12 protein-coding genes are annotated in these 18,658 nt (G+C 66.8%); 3 read left to right on the top strand and 9 right to left on the bottom strand.

All coding sequences use genetic code 11. The features are described from left to right. Positions 1-65: 65 nt before the first annotated feature. The 4 genes from AC5RWU_RS04425 to coaE form a co-directional block, all read right to left on the bottom strand. Positions 66-1,103, bottom strand: coding sequence for a TerC family protein (locus AC5RWU_RS04425; protein WP_494029268.1), 1,038 nt, complete (start codon positions 1,101-1,103; stop codon positions 66-68). 145 nt (positions 1,104-1,248) lie between these two features. Then, positions 1,249-3,084, bottom strand: a complete 1,836-nt coding sequence (locus AC5RWU_RS04420) for a hypothetical protein (protein WP_494029269.1) — start codon at positions 3,082-3,084, stop codon at positions 1,249-1,251. Between the two features lie 31 nt (positions 3,085-3,115). Continuing rightward, the gene (gene uvrB / locus AC5RWU_RS04415) at positions 3,116-5,212 is read right to left on the bottom strand and encodes an excinuclease ABC subunit UvrB (protein ID WP_494029270.1); all 2,097 of its coding nucleotides are present in this window, start codon (positions 5,210-5,212) and stop codon (positions 3,116-3,118) included. 96 nt (positions 5,213-5,308) lie between these two features. Continuing rightward, positions 5,309-6,535, bottom strand: coding sequence for a dephospho-CoA kinase (gene coaE, locus AC5RWU_RS04410; protein ID WP_494029271.1), 1,227 nt, complete (start codon positions 6,533-6,535; stop codon positions 5,309-5,311). 41 nt (positions 6,536-6,576) lie between these two features. On the opposite strand from coaE, the gene AC5RWU_RS04405 reads away from it, so the two are divergent. After that, positions 6,577-7,257 carry a YigZ family protein gene (locus tag AC5RWU_RS04405; RefSeq protein ID WP_494029272.1) on the top strand — a complete coding sequence of 227 codons (681 nt, stop codon included), beginning with the start codon at positions 6,577-6,579 and terminating at the stop codon, positions 7,255-7,257. A 106-nt stretch (positions 7,258-7,363) separates the two neighbouring features. On the opposite strand, the gene rpsA is transcribed toward AC5RWU_RS04405, so the two are convergent. Together rpsA and polA are read right to left on the bottom strand one after the other, a co-directional pair. Further along, positions 7,364-8,830: a 30S ribosomal protein S1 gene (gene rpsA, locus AC5RWU_RS04400; RefSeq protein ID WP_494029273.1), complete on the bottom strand. Its 1,467-nt coding sequence runs from the start codon at positions 8,828-8,830 to the stop codon at positions 7,364-7,366. 170 nt (positions 8,831-9,000) lie between these two features. After that, on the bottom strand, positions 9,001-11,649 hold the full coding sequence (polA, locus tag AC5RWU_RS04395) for a DNA polymerase I (protein ID WP_494029450.1): 2,649 nt from the start codon (positions 11,647-11,649) through the stop codon (positions 9,001-9,003). Between the two features lie 172 nt (positions 11,650-11,821). On the opposite strand from polA, the gene AC5RWU_RS04390 reads away from it, so the two are divergent. Further along, entirely contained in the window at positions 11,822-12,295 is a 474-nt protein-coding gene (locus AC5RWU_RS04390) for a hotdog fold thioesterase (RefSeq protein ID WP_494029274.1), read from the top strand. Here AC5RWU_RS04390 and AC5RWU_RS04385 read toward each other — a convergent pair. After that, positions 12,292-12,861, bottom strand: a complete 570-nt coding sequence (locus tag AC5RWU_RS04385; protein ID WP_494029275.1) for a dihydrofolate reductase family protein — start codon at positions 12,859-12,861, stop codon at positions 12,292-12,294. The two genes, AC5RWU_RS04390 and AC5RWU_RS04385, sit on opposite strands and share 4 nt — an antisense overlap. A gap of 9 nt (positions 12,862-12,870) precedes the next feature. Continuing rightward, positions 12,871-15,627 carry a PEP/pyruvate-binding domain-containing protein gene (locus AC5RWU_RS04380; protein WP_494029276.1) on the bottom strand — a complete coding sequence of 919 codons (2,757 nt, stop codon included), beginning with the start codon at positions 15,625-15,627 and terminating at the stop codon, positions 12,871-12,873. A gap of 55 nt (positions 15,628-15,682) precedes the next feature. On the opposite strand from AC5RWU_RS04380, the gene AC5RWU_RS04375 reads away from it, so the two are divergent. After that, positions 15,683-16,348 (top strand): alpha/beta hydrolase family protein, encoded by a 666-nt coding sequence (locus AC5RWU_RS04375; RefSeq protein ID WP_494029277.1) that lies wholly within the window; start codon positions 15,683-15,685, stop codon positions 16,346-16,348. Between the two features lie 52 nt (positions 16,349-16,400). Here AC5RWU_RS04375 and AC5RWU_RS04370 read toward each other — a convergent pair whose 3' ends face one another. Beyond that, a complete protein-coding gene (locus AC5RWU_RS04370) occupies positions 16,401-18,581 on the bottom strand; it encodes an elongation factor G-like protein EF-G2 (protein ID WP_494029278.1) in 2,181 nt (726 codons plus the stop codon). Positions 18,582-18,658: the final 77 nt, after the last annotated feature.

Raw genomic sequence — 18,658 nt, 5'->3', positions numbered from 1 at the left:
CCCCCCCCCCCCCCCCCCCCCCCCCCCCCCCCCCCCTCCCCCCCCCCGCGTCCGGGCGGAAACCCTTAGGCGTCTTCCTCTGCCGCCACGCGGCTCTTCTCCGCGTCGGCCTCCAGCTGCGGATCCACCTTGGCGACCTTTCCGGCCGGGCTCAGCAGGCTGGCCACGGTGGCGACCACGATCGTCGCGACGATGACGCCGAGCGATACGAAGGTCGGAATCTCCGGGGCCCATTCGATCGGCTGGCCGCCGTTGATGAACGGCAGTTCATTCACGTGCATGGCATGCAGGACCAGCTTCACACCGATGAACGCCAGGATCACCGAAAGCCCGTGCTTCAGGTAGACCAGCCGGCTCATCAGCCCGCCGAGCAGGAAGTACAGCTGGCGCAGGCCCATGAGCGCAAAGATATTCGCCGTGAAGACGATGAAGGCGCTCTGGGTCAGCCCGAAGATCGCGGGGATGGAGTCGACGGCGAAGAGCAGGTCGGTCAGGCCGATCGTCACGAAGACGATGATCATCGGTGTGTAGACCTTCTTGCCGTTGACGACGGCGCGGATCTTGTTGCCGTGGTAGTGCTCGGTCATCGGCAGGACCTTGCGCAGCTTCGCAATCAGGGCGTTTTCCTTGTGCTCCTCTTCCTCGCCGTCGTCCTTGGCCTGGTGGTAGGCCGTCCAGAGCAGGAAGGCGCCGAAGATGTAGAACACCCAGCTGAAGTTCTCGATCACGGCGGCACCGATCAGGATGAAGATGCCGCGCAGGATCAGGGCGATGATAATGCCCACCATCAGCACTTCCTGCTGGTACTTACGCGGTACCGAGAACCGCGCCATGATGATGATGAAGACAAAGAGATTGTCGATGCTGAGACTGTATTCGGTGACCCAGCCGGCGACGAACTGGCCGGTATGGTCCAGATCCGTGAACACCAGCATCAGTCCGGCAAAGATCAGGGCCAGAGCCACGTAGAAGGCGACCCACAGGCCGGCTTCCTTCATCGATGGCTCATGCGGCCGCCGGGCCACGAGCAACAGGTCGAAAAGCAGCACCGCGCCGAGCACGATGAATGTGCCTACTTCAAAGGCAACGGGTAATTCGGGCATGTAGAACCTTCCGGGATACGAGTGATTTCCGCAAGTCTCTCCGCCAGCTTCCAGACAGCTGGCTGCTACGCCCGGCCGGGCTTCCGCGCCCTGCGTGTTGACGACCGTAGCACTCGGGATACTCCCCTACGCTCGGGCTAGTTTACTAGACCGGATACGGAAGTGGTGGATCCGTGGCCGGCAGGGCCGCGATGTAGGCCATCTGCACCGGGTCCACCCAATAATTGCGGTGCCCCTGCGGCGCGCCGCCGCCCCGGGGATCGGCCAGTTGCTGGTCCACCGGCCGGGCCGGGTCGCCGCGCTGGCCCCCATGGCCGCGCTCGACCGGCCCGCCGATGATGTCCGTGTCCCGCCAGAAATTGCGCCACGTCACCGCGGCGTTCTGCACGTCGTCGAACAGGCTGCGGTCGAAATACCGCGGAAAGTAGGTGGCGTAGAGCGACTCCAGCGGCGAGCCGCAGGTCACCAGGTGGACCGGCCGTCCCGGCAGCGGCTCGTGCCGGCCGCTCAGCAGCCAGGCGCAGATCACACTTCCCTGGCTGTGGGCGGCAAGCACGACGACGGCGCTGTCCCGCGCGTCGATTTCCTCCCGGATCCCCTCCGCCACGGCGCCGCGGTAGGACAGTCCGGACAGCGGATGGTGCGTCACCGGCCAGAAGCCGGCCACATCGCCGATCCTGCCGACGATTTCGCGCACCGAATCGAACTGGCCGAAGACGACGAACAGCAGCAACAGCACCGCCCCTGCGTGCATGCCGAGGACCACCAGCCGCAGCCACAGTTCTTCCTCTGCCTCGGACATCCACCATTCAACAGCCCAGGCAAAGCCGATGGCCAGCAGGCCGGGCACGGCCAGCGCGGGCCGGGCCATGGCCTCCGGCAGGGCGGCCCGGGCCCGATGCAGCCAGCGCAGCTGGCCGGTCCGGTCCCGGCGCGGCGGGATGGTGCCGACGTCGGGAAGGCGGCGCAGGATCAGGTACAGCACCGCGAGCAGGGCCATTCCGAAGAAGAAGCCTTCCAGCGGCACCACTGCAAGCCGGTTGTCGGTCAAGGTCGCCGGATCGTCCGGCGCCAGCAGGATCGGCTCCCAGCGTTGCGGAGCCGGCCCGCCGGCGTCGGGGTCCAGGAATCCGGCTACGTAGTTGACCACGATTTCGAGCGCCGTACGCAGCAGCGCATTGACGGAATGGAGCAGCACGGCCGCGCCGGCGAGGAGGGCCGACGCGCCGGCATAGTGCCGCCGCTGCCGCCTGCCAGCTCCAAGGAAGGACAGCGACAGCAGCACCAGTGCCGCCAGCAGGACCAGCAGGGTGGAACCCCAGACTCCGACGATCATGGCGTCGAGTCCCGCGCGGCTGCGTTCCTCATCCACGGACGGCAGCAGATCCGCCGGCTCCACCACGGCCGCCGCCGGCCGGAAGACGGCAATGGCTCCCGCAGCAGCCGCCACCAGCACCGTATGCATCAGGGCGTGCCCCAGGACCGGACGGCGCCGCTGGCCGGGACTGCCGGGGCCCAGCGCCAGTCCGCGGTACAGCAGCACCGCGGACATCACGGCGGCGACGCCCCACACGACGGCGGGACCCGTCCACGGCTGGTTCAGCGGATCCGGCGCCCGCCGCAGCACTGTTTCCGCCAGGACGATGGTCCAGCCGAATTGTCCGGCGGTCAGCACGAACCCGGCCAGCAGCATGGCCCAGTGGAGGGTGATGCCGCTCCTGCCCTCGCGTGCTTCCATATGGCCAACCACGTTGATGAAGGTGAAGGGGACGGCGAGATACCAGAAGAATGACCTGGTCAGCTGGCGATAGGCCCGCGACCAGTTGACCATCCGCAGGCGGTGCGACGGCAGTGTCGGTGCGTCCGCCGTCTCCACCCGCTTGCTGCGGTCGAAGGGCGGCGGTTCACCCAGTACGGCAAAGAAGCTGCGGTCCCCGATCCCGGGCACCCGGATTTCGACCTTGTCCTCACCGTTGGCCATACCGGTCTCCGCGACGTCCCCGCGGCACCGGTCAGGCGTGTCCGGCGGACCGCATCTGGCGCAGTTCCTTCTTCAGGTCCGCTACCTCGTCACGCAGCCGCGCAGCGAGTTCGAACTGCAGTTCCGCGGCGGCCGCATGCATCTGCTCGGTCATCTGGGCAATCAGGCCGGACAGGTCCTCGGCGGGAGCAGCCGCCAGGCCGTCCTTGCGGACCTTGGCCTCGGACCGGGCGGCGGAATAGCCGCGCTTGCCTTTGCCGTAGTCGAACTCGCCGAGCAGCGCCTGCGTGTCCGCATCCTCGCGCGCCAGCGTATCGGTGATGTCGGCAATGCGCTTGCGCAGCGGCGTCGGATCGATGCCGTGTTCCTTGTTGTGGGCGATCTGGATGGCGCGGCGCCGGTTGGTTTCCTCGATCGCATGGGCCATGGAGTCGGTGATCCGGTCCGCGTACATGTGCACCTGGCCCGAGACATTCCGGGCCGCGCGGCCGATAGTCTGGATCAGGGAGGTGGAACTGCGCAGGAAGCCTTCCTTGTCCGCGTCCAGGATGCTGACCAGCGATACTTCCGGCAGGTCCAGTCCCTCACGCAGCAGGTTGATGCCCACCAGCACGTCGAACGTTCCCAGCCGCAGTTCCCGCAGCAGTTCCACGCGCCTGAGCGTGTCCACGTCCGAGTGCAGGTACTGGACCTTGACCCCGTGTTCCAGCAGATAGTCCGTCAGGTCTTCGGCCATCCGCTTGGTCAGAGTGGTCACGAGCACGCGCTCGTTCCGCTCCACCCGGGCATGGATCTCGCCTAGCAGATGGTCGATCTGGCCCTTGGTCGGTTTGACGATCACCTCGGGATCGACCAGCCCGGTGGGCCGGATGATCTGCTGCACGTAACCGTCCGACTTGCCCAGCTCGTACTTGCCCGGCGTCGCCGAAAGGTAGACGGTCTGGCCGATCCGTTCCAGGAACTCGTCCCACTTCAGCGGCCGGTTGTCCATCGCAGACGGCAGCCGGAATCCGTGGTCCACCAGCGTCCGCTTGCGGGACATGTCCCCCTCGTACATAGCCCCGATCTGCGGAACCGTGACATGCGATTCGTCAATGACCAGCAGGAAATCATCCGGGAAGTAGTCCAGCAGGCAGTGCGGCGCAGTACCCGGACCGCGGCCGTCGATATGGCGCGAATAGTTCTCGATGCCGTTGCAGAACCCCATCTGCTGCATCATTTCCAGGTCGTAGGTGGTCCGCATCCGCAGCCGCTGGGCCTCCACCAGCTTGTTCTGCTGTTCCAGCTCCGCCAGCCGCACCCGCAGCTCATCCTCGATCCCGGCGATGGCACGGTTCATCCGTTCGGGACCGGCCACGTAGTGCGATGCCGGGAAGACGTACATCTCCTGCTCTTCCCTGATGATCTGGCCGGTCAGCGGGTGCAGGGTATGGATCTGTTCGATCTCGTCGCCGAAGAATTCGATCCGCAGCGCCAGCTCCTCATACATCGGAATGATCTCCACGGTGTCCCCGCGGACCCGAAAGGTCCCGCGGTGGAAGTCCGTGTCATTGCGGGTGTACTGCATGCCGACGAATTTCCGCAGCAGCTCGTCCCGGTTCATTTCCTCGCCCTGGCGCAGGGTGACCATACCGGCAACGTATTCCTCCGGCGTGCCCAGTCCGTAGATGCAGGACACCGTGGCAACGACGACCACATCCCTGCGGGTCAGCAGCGCGTTGGTCGCCGAGTGCCGCAGCCGTTCCACTTCCTCATTGATGGACGAGTCCTTCTCAATGAAGGTGTCCGTCTGCGGCACGTAGGCTTCCGGCTGGTAGTAGTCGTAGTAGGACACGAAGTACTCGACGGCGTTGTTGGGCAGCAGTTCGCGGAATTCGTTCGCCAGCTGTGCCGCCAGCGTCTTGTTCTGGACCAGCACCAGCGTCGGGCGCTGGACCTGCTCTACCAGCCATGCCGTCGTCGCGCTCTTGCCGGTACCGGTGGCGCCCAGCAGGACGATGTCCTTCTCCCCCGCCTGGACCCGCTCGGTGAGCTCGGCGATGGCCGCGGGCTGGTCACCCGCCGGCTGGAACTCGCTGACGACCTGGAACGGTGCGACAACCCGCTTGATATCCTGCGCAAGACTCATGGTTTAACGCTACAGCCCACCGGGGACAATATGGGTCCGGTATCGCTGCCGGCGGACTGCAGCGCCCAGAGCGCGCTGCTTCAGGAGCCCGCTGTGTCAGGAGCCTTCGGCTCCGCCCGAATACGACGGGGGCCGCCACCCGGAGCTGCGGATCCACGCCTCGAGCCGCGGGGTCCCAATGTCGGTGAGCCACGGCTCCTTGGCCTGCGCGTAGCCGGCCGTGCCGTCGTCGTCCGCGTGCGCCTGGGCGAGGCGGCGCTTCAGCGCCAGGTACTCTTCGACGCTGTGATGGTCCTCGCGCAGCCAGTCCCGGAAGGCCAGTGCGTAGCGCCAGCCCGGCGACCCGGCCTCGCGGATGTGGATATGGACCACCCGGCCGGGATCCGCGCTGCCGTGGAAGCGCTTGGCCCAGTGCCCGGGATCCGGATGGCCCGGCTTGGGATTGTCGAACCACTTCCCCGGATAGGCCGGAAAGCCGGCGGCGGCCAGCGCGCCGGCGAAGCCGTCCGCATCGGCGAGGCTGCGGACCGCCACCTGGAGATCGATGATGTCCTTGGCCGCCAGACCGGGCACCGCCGTCGAACCGATATGGTCCACCGCCAGGATTCCTTCCGGCACGGCGGCACGGATCCGCGCGCACAACCGAGCCGCAGCGGCGGGCCATTTCGGGTTGTAGTCGGAGATGACGGGGCGGGCCAGCCTGCTGGTCCTGCCTGCCTGCAGATTGTGGGCGAAGGGCACCAGTCGCGTGTGCCACAGTTCATCGACGGCCGCCAGTGTGGCGTCACGGCTGCCGCTGTTGTCCAGCAGGACGTCCGCCGCGGCGCGCCGCTCCCCGTCCGAGGCCTGCGAGGCGATCCGGTCCTCTGCCTCCTGGAGGGACATGCCCCGGTTGGCGACCATGCGGCGGATCCTGACCTCCTGGGGGGCATGGACGACGACGACAAGGTGGAAGCTGGGTGCCTGGCCCGTCTCCACCAGCAGCGGAATGTCCTGCACGACGACGGCGTCCGAAGCGGCGGCGGCGAGCATGCCCGCGGCGCGCTCCCGGACCAGTGGATGGACAATGCCGTTGAGTTGGGCGCGCTTGGTTTCATCGCCGAAGACGATGCTCCCGAGGGCCGGCCGGTTCAGCGTTCCTTCGGACGTCAGCACGGACGAGCCGAAGGTCTCCACGATGCGCCGCAGTCCCCCGGTCCCCGGCTCGACCACTTCCCGCGCCAGCACATCCGCATCTATGAGCACCGCCCCGAGTTCGCGCAGCCGCCCGGCCACGATGGATTTTCCCGCGGCAATCCCGCCGGTGAGTCCGATCTTGAGCATGCCGCCAGCTTACACAGCACCGCCGCCGGTAAACTGAGGCGGTGACTTCACCCGGTGGTTCCGCTGCACGCTACACGACGATTGCCGGAGACCACCGCCACGAAATCGAAATCAAGCGGTCGCGCTTCATCACCGTGCTGCGGCGCGTCGAAACCGAGGATGCGGCCCGCGGATTGGTCGCGGAGCTGCGGCGGGAATTCCACGATGCCCGGCACCATTGCAGCGCCTTTGTGCTGGGCCCCCGCCGTGAGGTCCAGCGTTCCAGCGACGACGGCGAGCCGTCCGGTACTGCGGGAATCCCCATGCTCGAGGCACTGGTCCGAAGGGAAACGGCACCCGGGGTGACGGACCTGAGCGACGTGTGTGCCGTCGTCGTCCGCTATTTCGGCGGGGTACTGCTGGGAGCCGGCGGCCTGGTCCGCGCCTATTCGGATTCGGTGTCCCAGGCGCTGGATTCGGCGGCCCTTGTTCAACGGCAGCGCATGCAGCTGTTGGCCGTGCCGGTCGATCATGCCGGTGCCGGCCGGCTGGAGAACGACCTGCGTTCCGCCGGGGTGAACGTGCTCTCCAGCGACTACGAAGCGGAACGGGTGCTGATCAACGTTGCCCTTGCGGATAACGACGACGGTCTGGCGGCTTTTCATGAACGCCTCGCCGCCCTGACGGCCGGAGGACCTGCAGCCGAAGTACGCGGCAGCGAATGGGTCGACCTGCCGAAATAGTGGGGGCGCGTCTGGTCCCCTCAACAGGAAGACCCCCGCCAAGGGCGGGGGTCTTCCTGTTACCGTCAGCCAACCGGTGGCTCCGCTCAGCGGAGCCGCTCGGTTATTAGTGGCCGGTCAGCTTCTCGCGCAGTGCGGCGAGGGCCTCATCGGAAGCCAGCGTGCCGGCGTCGGCAGCCGGAGCCTCGGAGGAGTAGCTGGTCGGAGCGGCTTCGCCGCCCTGGCCGGCTGCAGCAGCATCGTCCTGAAGGTGCTTCGCAACCTGCTTCTTGTGGGCCTCCCAGCGAGTCTGGGCTTCAGCGTACTGCTGCTCCCATGCGGCACGCTGTGCCTCGTAGCCCTCAAGCCACTCGTTGGACTCCGGATCGAAGCCCTCGGGGTACTTGTAGTTGCCCTCTTCGTCGTACTCGGCAGCCATGCCGTACAGCGCCGGATCGAACTCGGTGCTGTCCGGGTCCACGCCCTCGTTGGCCTGCTTCAGGGAGAGCGAGATGCGGCGGCGCTCGAGGTCGATATCGATGACCTTCACGAACAGCTCGTCGCCGACGGAGACAACCTGCTCAGCCAGTTCAACGTGGCGGACAGCCAGCTCGGAGATGTGGACCAGGCCCTCGATGCCGTCCTCGACGCGGACGAACGCACCGAACGGAACCAGCTTGGTGACCTTGCCCGGCACAACCTGGCCGAGGGCGTGGGTGCGGGCGAAGGTCTGCCACGGATCTTCCTGGGTCGCCTTCAGGGACAGGGAGACACGCTCGCGGTCCAGATCCACTTCGAGGACCTCGACGGTGACTTCCTGGCCAACCTCGACAACCTCGGACGGGTGGTCGATGTGCTTCCAGGACAGCTCGGAAACGTGGACCAGACCGTCTACGCCGCCCAGGTCCACGAAGGCACCAAAGTTGACGATGGAGGAAACGACGCCCGGACGGACCTGGCCCTTTTCCAGCTTGTTGAGGAAGGTGGAGCGGACCTCGGACTGAGTCTGCTCGAGCCATGCACGGCGGGACAGAACGACGTTGTTGCGGTTCTTGTCCAGCTCGATGATCTTGGCTTCGATCTGCTGGCCAATGTACGGAGCCAGATCGCGGACGCGGCGCATCTCCACGAGGGAAGCCGGCAGGAAGCCACGCAGGCCGATGTCGAGGATAAGGCCGCCCTTGACGACCTCGATGACGGTACCGGTGACGACGCCGTCCTCTTCCTTGACCTTCTCGATGTCGCCCCAGGCGCGCTCGTACTGAGCACGCTTCTTGGAGAGGATCAGGCGGCCTTCTTTGTCTTCTTTGGTGAGCACCAGAGCCTCGACCTGATCACCAACGGCTACAACTTCGCCGGGGTCAACGTCGTGCTTAATAGACAGCTCGCGGGAGGGGATGACACCTTCGGTCTTGTAACCGATGTCAAGCAGAACCTCGTCGCGGTCAACCTTGACGACCGTGCCTTCAACGAGGTCTCCGTCGTTGAAGTACTTGATGGTGGCGTCAACAGCTGCGAGGAAGTCCTCAGAGGTACCAATGTCGTTTACGGCGACCTGAGGGGTACCGGGCTTCTCGGTAGTGGTGATGGTCATGTAGTAGGGGCTCCGATGTGGATAGATTGGATAAGGTCAGTTCTTCAAGCCATGACATAGCAAGGCCCGAAAACCTGAAATGTTAATAGTGGCTCACGCGCAGGACGCGCCCCTCCAGTCTAGTGGTATGGGCCAATCAGGGTCAAAGCGCCGTCCGGCCGGTGCCCGGGCTAGTGCCCGGCCTCCTGCCAGTTGCCGCCGACGCCGACCTGCACCTCCAACGGAACCGACAGATCCGCCGCGGACGCCATCTGATCGCGGACCAGGGCCTCCACCTCGTCCCGCTCCCCGGGGGCAACTTCGAGCACGAGTTCGTCATGGACCTGCAGCAGCATCCGCGACTTCAGCTGCTTGGCCTTCAGATCTGCGTCGACTCCGAGCATGGCCTTCTTGATGATGTCCGCCGCGGACCCCTGGATCGGGGCGTTCAGCGCCGCCCGTTCGGCCATTTCCCTCAGCTGGCGGTTGTCGCTGGACAGATCCGGCAGATACCTGCGCCGGCCTTCGATCGTCGAGGTGAAGCCGTCGAGCCGGGCCTGGTCCACCACGCCGCGAAGGTAGTCGCGGACCGCTCCGAACCGCTCGAAGTACTCCCGCATCAGCGTCCGGGCCTCGTCAACCGGAATGTTCAGCTGCTTGGACAGGCCGAACGAGCTCAGCCCATAGACCAGGCCGTAGGACATCGCCTTGACCTTCGACCGCATCTCGCTGGTGACATCCTCGGGCGCTACTCCAAAAACATGGGAGCCGACGAAGCGGTGCAGGTCCTCGCCGTCGCGGAACGCCTGGATCAGGGCCTGGTCACCGGACAGATGGGCCATGATGCGCATTTCGATCTGCGAGTAATCCGCGGTCAACAGGCTTTCGAAACGGGTCCCGCTGTCCCGCCCCACCACGAAGACCTCGCGGATCCTCCGGCCGGCCTCGCTGCGGATCGGGATGTTCTGCAGATTGGGATTGTTCGATGACAAGCGCCCGGTGGCCGCAGCGGTCTGCACATAGGTCGTATGGACCCGTCCGTCCTCGGCAACGGCTTTCCTCAGTCCTTCCACCGTCTGCCGGAGCTTGGTCGCGTCGCGGTACTCGAGCAGGTGGACCAGAAACGGTTGGCGGCCGCCGGTTTTCGTGGTGAGGTCCGTCAGCGCATCGGCATCGGTGGAGTAGCCGGTCTTGATCTTCTTGGTCTTCGGCAGGCCCAGTTCATCAAACAGCACCGTCTGGAGCTGCTTCGGCGAGCCGAGGTTGATCTCCTTGCCGATGACCTCGAAGGCAGCGCTGCTGGCCGCATTGATGGTTGCCGAGAAATCGTCCAGCAGCCGGTCCAGTTTCTCGGTGGAAACGGCGATGCCGGCCAGCTCCATGTTGGCCAGTACGCGGGCCAGCGGCAGTTCCAGGCCGCCGAGCAACTGATTGGCGCCGCGTTCGATCAGCTGGCCGGCGAAGTACTCGCTCAGCTGCAGCGCCACGAAGGCCTTCATGACGGCCGGCGCCGCGGCATCCTCCGGCAGCGGCAGCGCCGGTTGGCCGCTGCCCTCCGAGGGTGCCGGTGCCACGGAAATCTTCAGGTGATACTGGCTCAGGTCCGCCAGCTCGTAGCTCCGGCGGTCCGGCTGGATCAGGTACGCCGAAATCGCTGTGTCGTCCACGACGCCGGCCAGGTGAAGCCCGCGGTTGGCCAGCAGCTTGTACGCGGCCTTGAAGTCATGGATGACCTTGCGTGCGTCCAGGTCCGCCAGCCACTGCGCCAGTTCCTTCTCAGCGTCCGCGTCCAGGCCTTCGAGCGCAATGTAGGCGGCTGCGGACGGGCTGACAACGGCCAGGCCAACGACGTCGTCACCTCCGGGGACCGGCTCCGTCACCAGCTGCAGCGCGGTGGTTCCCTGGTTGCTCACCTTGAACCAGTGGCGGAGGTCCGCCGCGCTGGCCAGGTAGGTGTGGGCCGGCGCCACCATGGCTTCCTCGGCCACCTCCGGTTCTTCCTCACCGTAGAGGTCGAACAACCGCTTCCGGAGGGTGTTGAACTGCAGCGCGTCAAACAGCTCCTCCACAGCAGCCCGGTCCGGCCGCTGGGCCGCCATGGCTTCCAGCTCCACGGGAAGGTCCAGGTCCCGGAGCAGATGATTCAGCTGCCGGTTGCGCCGGACGTCATCGACGCGCTCACGCAGCGCATCCCCCACTTTGCCCTTAATGGAACCGATGTTCTCCAGGATGCCGTCAAGGCCGCCGTACTGCGTGATCCACTTTGCTGCTGTCTTGGGCCCGACGCCGGGAACACCCGGCAGGTTGTCCGCCGTTTCGCCCACCAGCGCCGCCAGATCCGAATAGGACGACGGCGGCACAAGGTACTTGGCCTCGACGGCGGCCGGATCGAAACGCGGCAGATCCGTGACGCCCTTGCGCGGATACAGGACGGTAACGCGGTCGTTGACCAGCTGAAAGGTGTCCCGGTCGCCCGAGACCAGCAGGACGTCCCAGCCGGCGCTGCCCGCCTGCTCCGCCAGGGTCGCGAGGATGTCGTCGGCCTCGTAGCCGTCCATGGTGATGGTGGGAATGCGCATGGCCTCCATGACCTTGATGATCAGGTCGACCTGGCCGTGGAATTCCTCCGGAGTCTTGTCACGGCCGCCTTTGTACTCGGAATACACTTCGTCGCGGAACGTGGGGGTATCAAGGTCGAAAGCCACCGCAATGTGCGTGGGCTCCTCCTGCTTGATCAGGTTGATCAGCATCGAGGTAAAGCCGTAGACAGCGTTGGTGTGCTGGCCGGTATCAGTGGAAAAATTCTCGGCCGGCAGGGCATAGAACGCGCGGAAGGCCATCGAATGCCCGTCGACCACCACGAGCCGCCGCCGCTCGGTGGTCAGCGCCGTTCCACCGGCACCGGCAGCGGCAACAGCAGTGGGAGCAGCTGCGGAATCATCGGTGGAACCGGCGGCAGTACCGGCGGACACCGGTTTGTTTGTTTCAATCACAGATGCCAGCCTAGTTCCCATGACTGACAATTTCACAGCCGCAGCCGAGGACAACAGATACCGGCAGGAGCTCATCGACGCCGGTGTTCCCGGGGAACTGCATGACTGGCTGAGCCCGCACGGAGTCGGCAGGCTGGTCGCCAAAATGGGCATCAGATTTGTGGAAATGGCGCCCGAACGCATCGTCGCCACCATGCCCGTCGAGGGAAACCAGCAGGTTGCGGGCATCCTGCACGGCGGCGCCCATGCCGTCCTGGCGGAGACGCTCGGCTCCTTCGCCGCATCGATGCATGCCGGCCCTGACCGTCACGTGGTGGGAATCGAGGTCGGCGCCACGCACCACCGCAGCGTGGCTTCGGGCCTCGTGACCGGCACCGCCACGGCCATCCATCTGGGCCGGACAATCACCACTCACGAAGTTGTCATGACGGATGATCAGGGCCGCAGGCTGTCCACGGCCCGGATCACCAACATGATCCGGGATAACCGCTAACGGGACTGCCCCGGACTGTCGGCCTTGGGCAGTTCGTAGCGCAACTCCACCACGCCCTTGCCGAATTCCCTCGTTCCGAGCAGGCGGGCGGCCGCCGTCGTCGTCGTCACCGGCAGCAACTGCTTGCCGGAACCCAGGAACACCGGCACCACAGTAAGGATCAGTTCGTCCAGGAGTCCCTGGTCCGCGAACTGGGCCACCAGCTTCCCACCGCCGACCACCCAGACATCCTTGTCCCCCGCGTCGGCGCAGATGTCACGGTAGAACTCGGCAACATCCCCGCGGATGAAGGTGATGTCGGCACCGGGGATGCCGGGAAGCTCCCGGTGCGTGAAGACCCAGGTCGGAGTCGGACCGTATTCCCACGCATCGGCAGCGCCTGCGTCCAGAATGAAACGGTAGGTGTCCGCGCCCATGACTATCGCGCCGACGCCGCCGATGAATGCCTTGTAGGACTCCTCCTGGCCCTCGAAGCCATTGAATTGGAAGAGCCAGTCCAGGGAATCCTGGCTGTCAGCGATGAAGCCGTCGAGCGAACTTGCCACGTAGTAGATAGTCCTGGCCATAGGGTCATGCTAGCCGCGGGGCAGATCCTTGGCCACAGGGTCCACAGTGACGGTTCCGGCCGCCCCGTCGACCCGGATGCGCTGGCCGGTAGCAATGCGTTCCGTGGCGCCGGCGACGCCGACGACGGCGGGAATTCCGTACTCGCGGGCGACGACGGCCCCATGGGAGTTCGCCCCGCCCATCTCCATGACCAGGCCACCGGCGGTGAGGAACAGCGGTGTCCAGCCCGGGTCGGTCGACGGGGCGACGAGGATCTCCCCGGGCTCCAGGTACGCTCCCACCGGATCGGTCACCACGCGGGCCCGGCCCATCACCGTACCTGCCGATGCCGGACTGCCCGTCAGTGTGTCCGTCGCGGAAGTACCCAGCACGGAAGTACCCAGCCCAAAAGTACCCGGTCCCTGAGCGCCACCCCGGATCGCGGCTTCCGGTTCCGTTCCGTCGGACAGCAGCAGCCGGGGAACATGCCGCCGGCGCAGTTCCAGTTCGTAGGCAGCCCGCCGGTCGTCCGCCACAGCCCTGAAATCCGCGCCGCCGAGCGCGCGGCGGGCTTCGGCCAGGTCAAGGAAAAAGATGTCGGCTGCAGCTTCCAGCCGTCCGGCTGCGGCAATGTCGACGCCGGCCGCCGCCACTTCGCGCCTGGCTGCGGCCAGTACCTGGACCAGATGGTACTTGGGCAGCTCCCGCAGGCCGGCGAGCTGCCGGGTCCGCTCCAGGAGCACCCCGACCGCTGCGGCGCGCAGCCGTCCCCGGGACCGGGCCCTCGCCACCAATTCGTTCCGCATAGCTTCAGCGCCGCGGGCGCCGCGCGCAAAGAGGACATTCGGAGCCAACTGCGGATCGGCCAGGCGAAGGTAGTTGGAGAGCACTCCGATAATGTGCGCCGGGTCCTCGGACCAGCGCGGCATCCCCAGGTCGATTTCCGCCACTGCACGGTGCCCGAATTCGGCCAGGAACTCCGACAACCCGGCCTGCAGGACCGGCGGCAGTGTGCCTGATCGGTAGCGGCCGGTCAGCGTGCACACGTCCACAGTTCCGGCATCCGGCACCCTGAGCGCCGCGTCCGACTCCGGATCCCGGCGGATCCTGCCAGCCAGCTGCCACAACGCCAGATCCATCCCAGTGGTGACATTGTGCGGCAGGCCACGCAGGACCGTCTGGAGTTCCGCTGGTGCAGCCAGGTCGCCGAGCAGCTTGCGGGCCAGGCCCAGGGCCGCGAAACCGGCTGCCGGCACAGGCAGGATCCGCGGCAGCAGGGGAAAGACGGCGGAATCCAGCAGCCGCTGGGCGTTCTCCAGCCGTTCCCGGGCTCGCAGGCCCTCCGGTGCCATCCCCTCCGCCGCAGCCTCCGGCGGCGCCGCCAACCGTGCGGCGAGGCTGTCGCCGAACCGCTCCGCCCGCCGTCGTGCTTCCTGGGGTTGCAGCAGCGCCGCGGCGAAGGTCACCGGCACGTGGAAACGCACGGCAATCCTGCCCACCCGCCTGATCACCGGCAGCCCAGAGGTGTGGACCACCCGGAAACGCTCGTCCTCGAACAGCGCACGGACCACGGCCGCGGAGCGCGCCTCCATCACGTCGAAAACCCGGGTGGCGAGCGCGCGGCCAAGCCGGCTCCGGACCACCTCGGTCAGGTCGACGAAGAACCGCTGCCCTGCTTCGGCGTATGGCGCCGGCCCCTGCAGCGGGTCCGGCACGCTGAAGCCCGCCGTCCGCGCGATCGAGCTGCCGATGACCCGGAAGGCGGCAAGCCCCATCGGGGTGATCGGCCGGGTCAGGCCTTGGGCCAGGCTCAGGCACAGATACAGCCGCAAGTCCGACGGCGGCTGGCCGGAAACGCTGTGCGGTACCGGATACAGCGTGGTGATCGGCCGGGACTGGGTCAGCCAGAGCCTGCCGTCGCTGTCGGTGGCGAATTCGATGTCCTGGGGCGCTCCGAACAGCTCCTCGACGCGGCGGCCCAGCCGGGCCAGTTCTACGATCCGGTCGTCGCCCAGGGACGGCTTCCCCTGGTGCTTGGCACCAAGGCGGCGTTCGAGGATCCGCCCGGAACCGGCGTCGACCACGAAACGGTCCGGATCCACCGCGCCGGACACCACGGCTTCGCCGAGCCCCGGTGCCGCCTCGATCACCGCCTCCCGCCGCCGTCCGGTCACCGGATTGGCGGTGAACAGCACGCCCGCCGCCGCTGCGGGCACCATCCGCTGAACGACGACGGCGATGGCCACCGAGCACTGGTCGATGCCGTTCAGCGCACGGTACGCGACGGCGCGGTCGGTCCATAATGAGGCCCAGCACCGGCGCACCGCCGCCAGCACCTCCGCTTCGCCGGCAACATTCAGGAAGGTGTCCTGCTGGCCCGCGAAGCTGGCGAAGGGCAGGTCCTCCGCCGTTGCCGAGGACCGTACCGCCACCGGCTCCGGCCCACCGGGGCGGTCGGGGCCATCCCGGGCCCCCAGGCCGGCATAGGCCGCGGCAATGGCCGAAGCGATCTCCTCCGGCACCGGCGCGCCGGCCAGGATAGCGCGGGCCTGCGCTGCGAGGCGTCGAAGGTTATCGGCGTCATCGGGGACGCAGGCCTGCAGCGCCGGCAGCAGATCCGGCAGTGCGGTGCCGGAGGCCACCCGAAGGTACGCCGGCGTGAGCACGCAGAAACCGTCGGGCACCGGCAGCGCAGCGTTAATGAGCACTCCCAGATTGGCAGCCTTGCCGCCCGCGGCCGGCAGGGACGAAGCATCCAGCTGCCCCAGCCCGGTGATATAGACCACATTTTATTCTGGCGCGTCGGCCCCGGCCGCGCATACCAACCGGCATCATGGAGGCATGTCTGTTCCCGAATCCCCCGTCAGCCTGTCAGTCGGCGATATTCGAGTCTCGGGTGTTTACGCCCGGCCGGACCATCCGTTCGCGACGCTCGTCGTTGCCCACGGAGCGGGAGCAGGCATGGACCATCCGTTCCTGCACGGTTTCACCCGCGCCTTGAACGACGTGGGTGTCGCCACCCTCCGCTTCAATTTTCCCTACCGCGAAGCAGGCAGGAAATTCCCCGACCGGCCACCGGCAGCGATCGCTGCCTGGCGGGCGGCAATGGACGCGGCTGCGGCGCGCTTGGACGGCGAGCCGCTGTGGGCCGCCGGTAAATCCTTCGGTGGACGCATGGCCTCGATGGCGGTCGCCGAGGGCATGTCCGCGGCCGGGCTGGTCTATCTCGGCTACCCGCTGCACCCACCGGGCAAGCCGGAGAAACTCCGCGATGAGCACCTCTACGGCCTGACGCTGCCCATGCTCTTCCTGCAGGGCACGCGCGATCCGTTCGCGACCCCCGAACTGCTCGAGAAGGTGGTTGCCCGCATCGGACCGACCGCGGCACTTCAGTGGTACGAGGGCGGCGACCACTCCTTCGGCATCACAGGGGTCAGGCGCAGCGCGGACGAAGTGGGGGCGTCGCTGGCGGAGCCGGTCGCGGCATTCCTGCGCTCGCACAGCTGACTTCCCGCCCGGAGCGTGGCCGCCTGGAATCTGCCCGGCCGGCGGAGCCGCGTCACGCCGTCACGGCAGCAGGGACGGCATTGGGCGGCACCGGCTCATGCCGCAGGTAGCTGCGGCGGAAGCGGCCGGTCGCCGCGGTCAGGGCACGTAGCTCGATGGCATACCTCAGCAGTTCCTGATCCGGAACCTCCGCGCTGATTTCAGTTATTTCTCCGCCGGCGGATGTCGTTCCCGTCAGGCGCCCGCGACGGGCGGACAAATCGCTCATCACCGTGCCCACGTACTGGTCCGGAACGCTGATGGTCACCGCCGAGACGGGCTCCAGCAACTGGATGCGTCCCGCCGATGCTGCCTCACGCAGCGCCAGCGCCCCTGCAGCCTGGAATGCGGCATCCGACGAGTCGACGCTGTGGGCCTTGCCGCCGACCAGCGTTACCCGGATGTCCACGACCGGAAAACCTGCGGACACCCCCTTCTGCATCTGCGTCCGGACGCCTTTCTCCACCGAAGCGATGAACGGGCCGGGGACCACCCCGCCGACGATCCTGTCAACGAACTCGAATCCCGCACCGCGTTCGAGCGGTTCAACTTCGATGTCGCAAATCGCGTACTGGCCATGGCCCCCTGATTGTTTGACGTAGCGGCCGTGACCGGCGGCCGGCGCGGCGAAGGTCTCGCGCAGCGGCGTGACCACATCGACGGTCTGCAGTTTCACACCCTGTCCGCGCAGCCTGTCCAGTACTACCTCAGCGTGGGATTCGCCCATGCACCACAGGATCAGTTGATGTGTTTCGGCGTTGCGTTCCACCCGCAGCGTCGGGTCGAACGCGGCAACCTTCCCCAGGTTCCTGGCCAGCAGGTCTTCGTCACCGTGCGAGGCCGCTTCGACCGCAACGGGCATCAGCGGCTCGGGCATTTCCCATGACTCAATGAGCAGCGGCCGCTCCTTGGCCGACACCGTGTCCCCGGTTTCGGCGCTGCCAAGCCTGGCGAGGGCGCAGATGTCCCCGGCGACGGCGTAAGGAACCGGACGCAGTTTGGAGCCGAGCGGGGCGTACAGGTGCGTGATCCGCTCGTCGCTGTCGTGGTCCTGGTGGCCCCGATCGGATAATCCATGCCCGGAGACATGCACCGCCGAATCCTCCCGCAGCGTGCCGGAGAAGATCCGGACCAGGCAGACCCGGCCGAGAAACGGGTCGATGGTCGTGCGCACCACCTCACCGGCGAGCGGTCCGGCGGGATCGCAGGTCAACGGTCCGGTGGGGGTTCCATCGATCTCCGTCACCGGCGGCAGGTCCCGCTCCACGGGCGACGGGAAGGCACGAAGCAGCATGTCCAGCAGTTCGGCCAGGCCGACCCCGGTTTCCGAGGATGTGGCAAGGACCGGAAAGAACGAGCCGCGGGCGACGGCGGTCTCCAGGTCCTTGACCAGGATGTCCAGCTGTATCTGCTCGCCGCCAAGATAGCGGTCCATCAGCGACTCATCCTCGCTCTCCGCGATAATCCCTTCAATGAGCGCGCTGCGTGCGGATTCCGACGCGGTAAGTTCCTCGGTGCCCGCCTGCCGTTCGGTGAGATGGGAATCGTCCGCGGCGTAGTCCGAAACGGTCCCCGTCAGCAGCCCCAGCAATCCCGTCACCGACCCGCCTGTACGCACCGGAAGGTAGAGCGGCAGCACAGAATCGCCGAAGGCCTGCTGGCAGGCGGCAAGGACGGCGTCGTAGTCTGCACGGGGATGGTCGAGGCGGCTGATCACCACCGCCCGCGGCATCCCGACCCGTTCGCACTCGCCCCACAGTTCGGTGGTCACGGCATCCACGCCGCCGGCAGCGGACACCACGAACAACGCCGCGTCAGCGGCGCGGAGCCCGGCGCGCAACTCACCGGTAAAGTCCGGAAAGCCCGGTGTGTCGAGCAGGTTGACCTTCACGTCGTCGATGGCGAGGGGCACCAGCGAGAGCGCAACGGAGCGTTGCTGGCGGATCTCGGACGGATCCGAGTCGCTCACCGTGGTGCCGTCCGTGATGGAGCCCCTGCGCGGGATGGCACCCGTGGCGGCGAGCAGCGCCTCGGTCAGCATGGTCTTTCCCGCGCCCGAATTGCCGACCAGCGCGATGTTGCGGATCTTCTCCGGGCTGTCGCCCGGCGGCGCGGCGGACGCGTCGGTCCACCTCGGATCAGGACTGCCCCGCCCGGAACCCTTCGGCTGCCCGCTTGCACCTTTTGCCGACATGAACACCTCCTGGCATCGTCGCCATCATCCGCGCTCGTTCGCTGCTACCACAGATTCGACACCTTGGGACGACCATA

The sequence above is a fragment of the Arthrobacter sp. B0427-1-12 genome (assembly GCF_059092905.1).
This window is presented reverse-complemented; position numbering and strand designations above follow the sequence as displayed.

Coding starts and splice junctions, on each gene's coding strand:
- AC5RWU_RS04370 (WP_494029278.1), bottom strand. CDS start 18,581: ATGTCGGCAAAAGGTGCAAGCGGGCAGCCGAAGGGTTCCGGGCGGGGC.
- AC5RWU_RS04390 (WP_494029274.1), top strand. CDS start 11,822: ATGACTGACAATTTCACAGCCGCAGCCGAGGACAACAGATACCGGCAG.
- AC5RWU_RS04420 (WP_494029269.1), bottom strand. CDS start 3,084: ATGGCCAACGGTGAGGACAAGGTCGAAATCCGGGTGCCCGGGATCGGG.
- rpsA (WP_494029273.1), bottom strand. CDS start 8,830: ATGACCATCACCACTACCGAGAAGCCCGGTACCCCTCAGGTCGCCGTA.
- coaE (WP_494029271.1), bottom strand. CDS start 6,535: ATGCTCAAGATCGGACTCACCGGCGGGATTGCCGCGGGAAAATCCATC.
- uvrB (WP_494029270.1), bottom strand. CDS start 5,212: ATGAGTCTTGCGCAGGATATCAAGCGGGTTGTCGCACCGTTCCAGGTC.
- AC5RWU_RS04375 (WP_494029277.1), top strand. CDS start 15,683: ATGTCTGTTCCCGAATCCCCCGTCAGCCTGTCAGTCGGCGATATTCGA.
- AC5RWU_RS04385 (WP_494029275.1), bottom strand. CDS start 12,861: ATGGCCAGGACTATCTACTACGTGGCAAGTTCGCTCGACGGCTTCATC.
- polA (WP_494029450.1), bottom strand. CDS start 11,649: ATGGCCTTCCGCGCGTTCTATGCCCTGCCGGCCGAGAATTTTTCCACT.
- AC5RWU_RS04425 (WP_494029268.1), bottom strand. CDS start 1,103: ATGCCCGAATTACCCGTTGCCTTTGAAGTAGGCACATTCATCGTGCTC.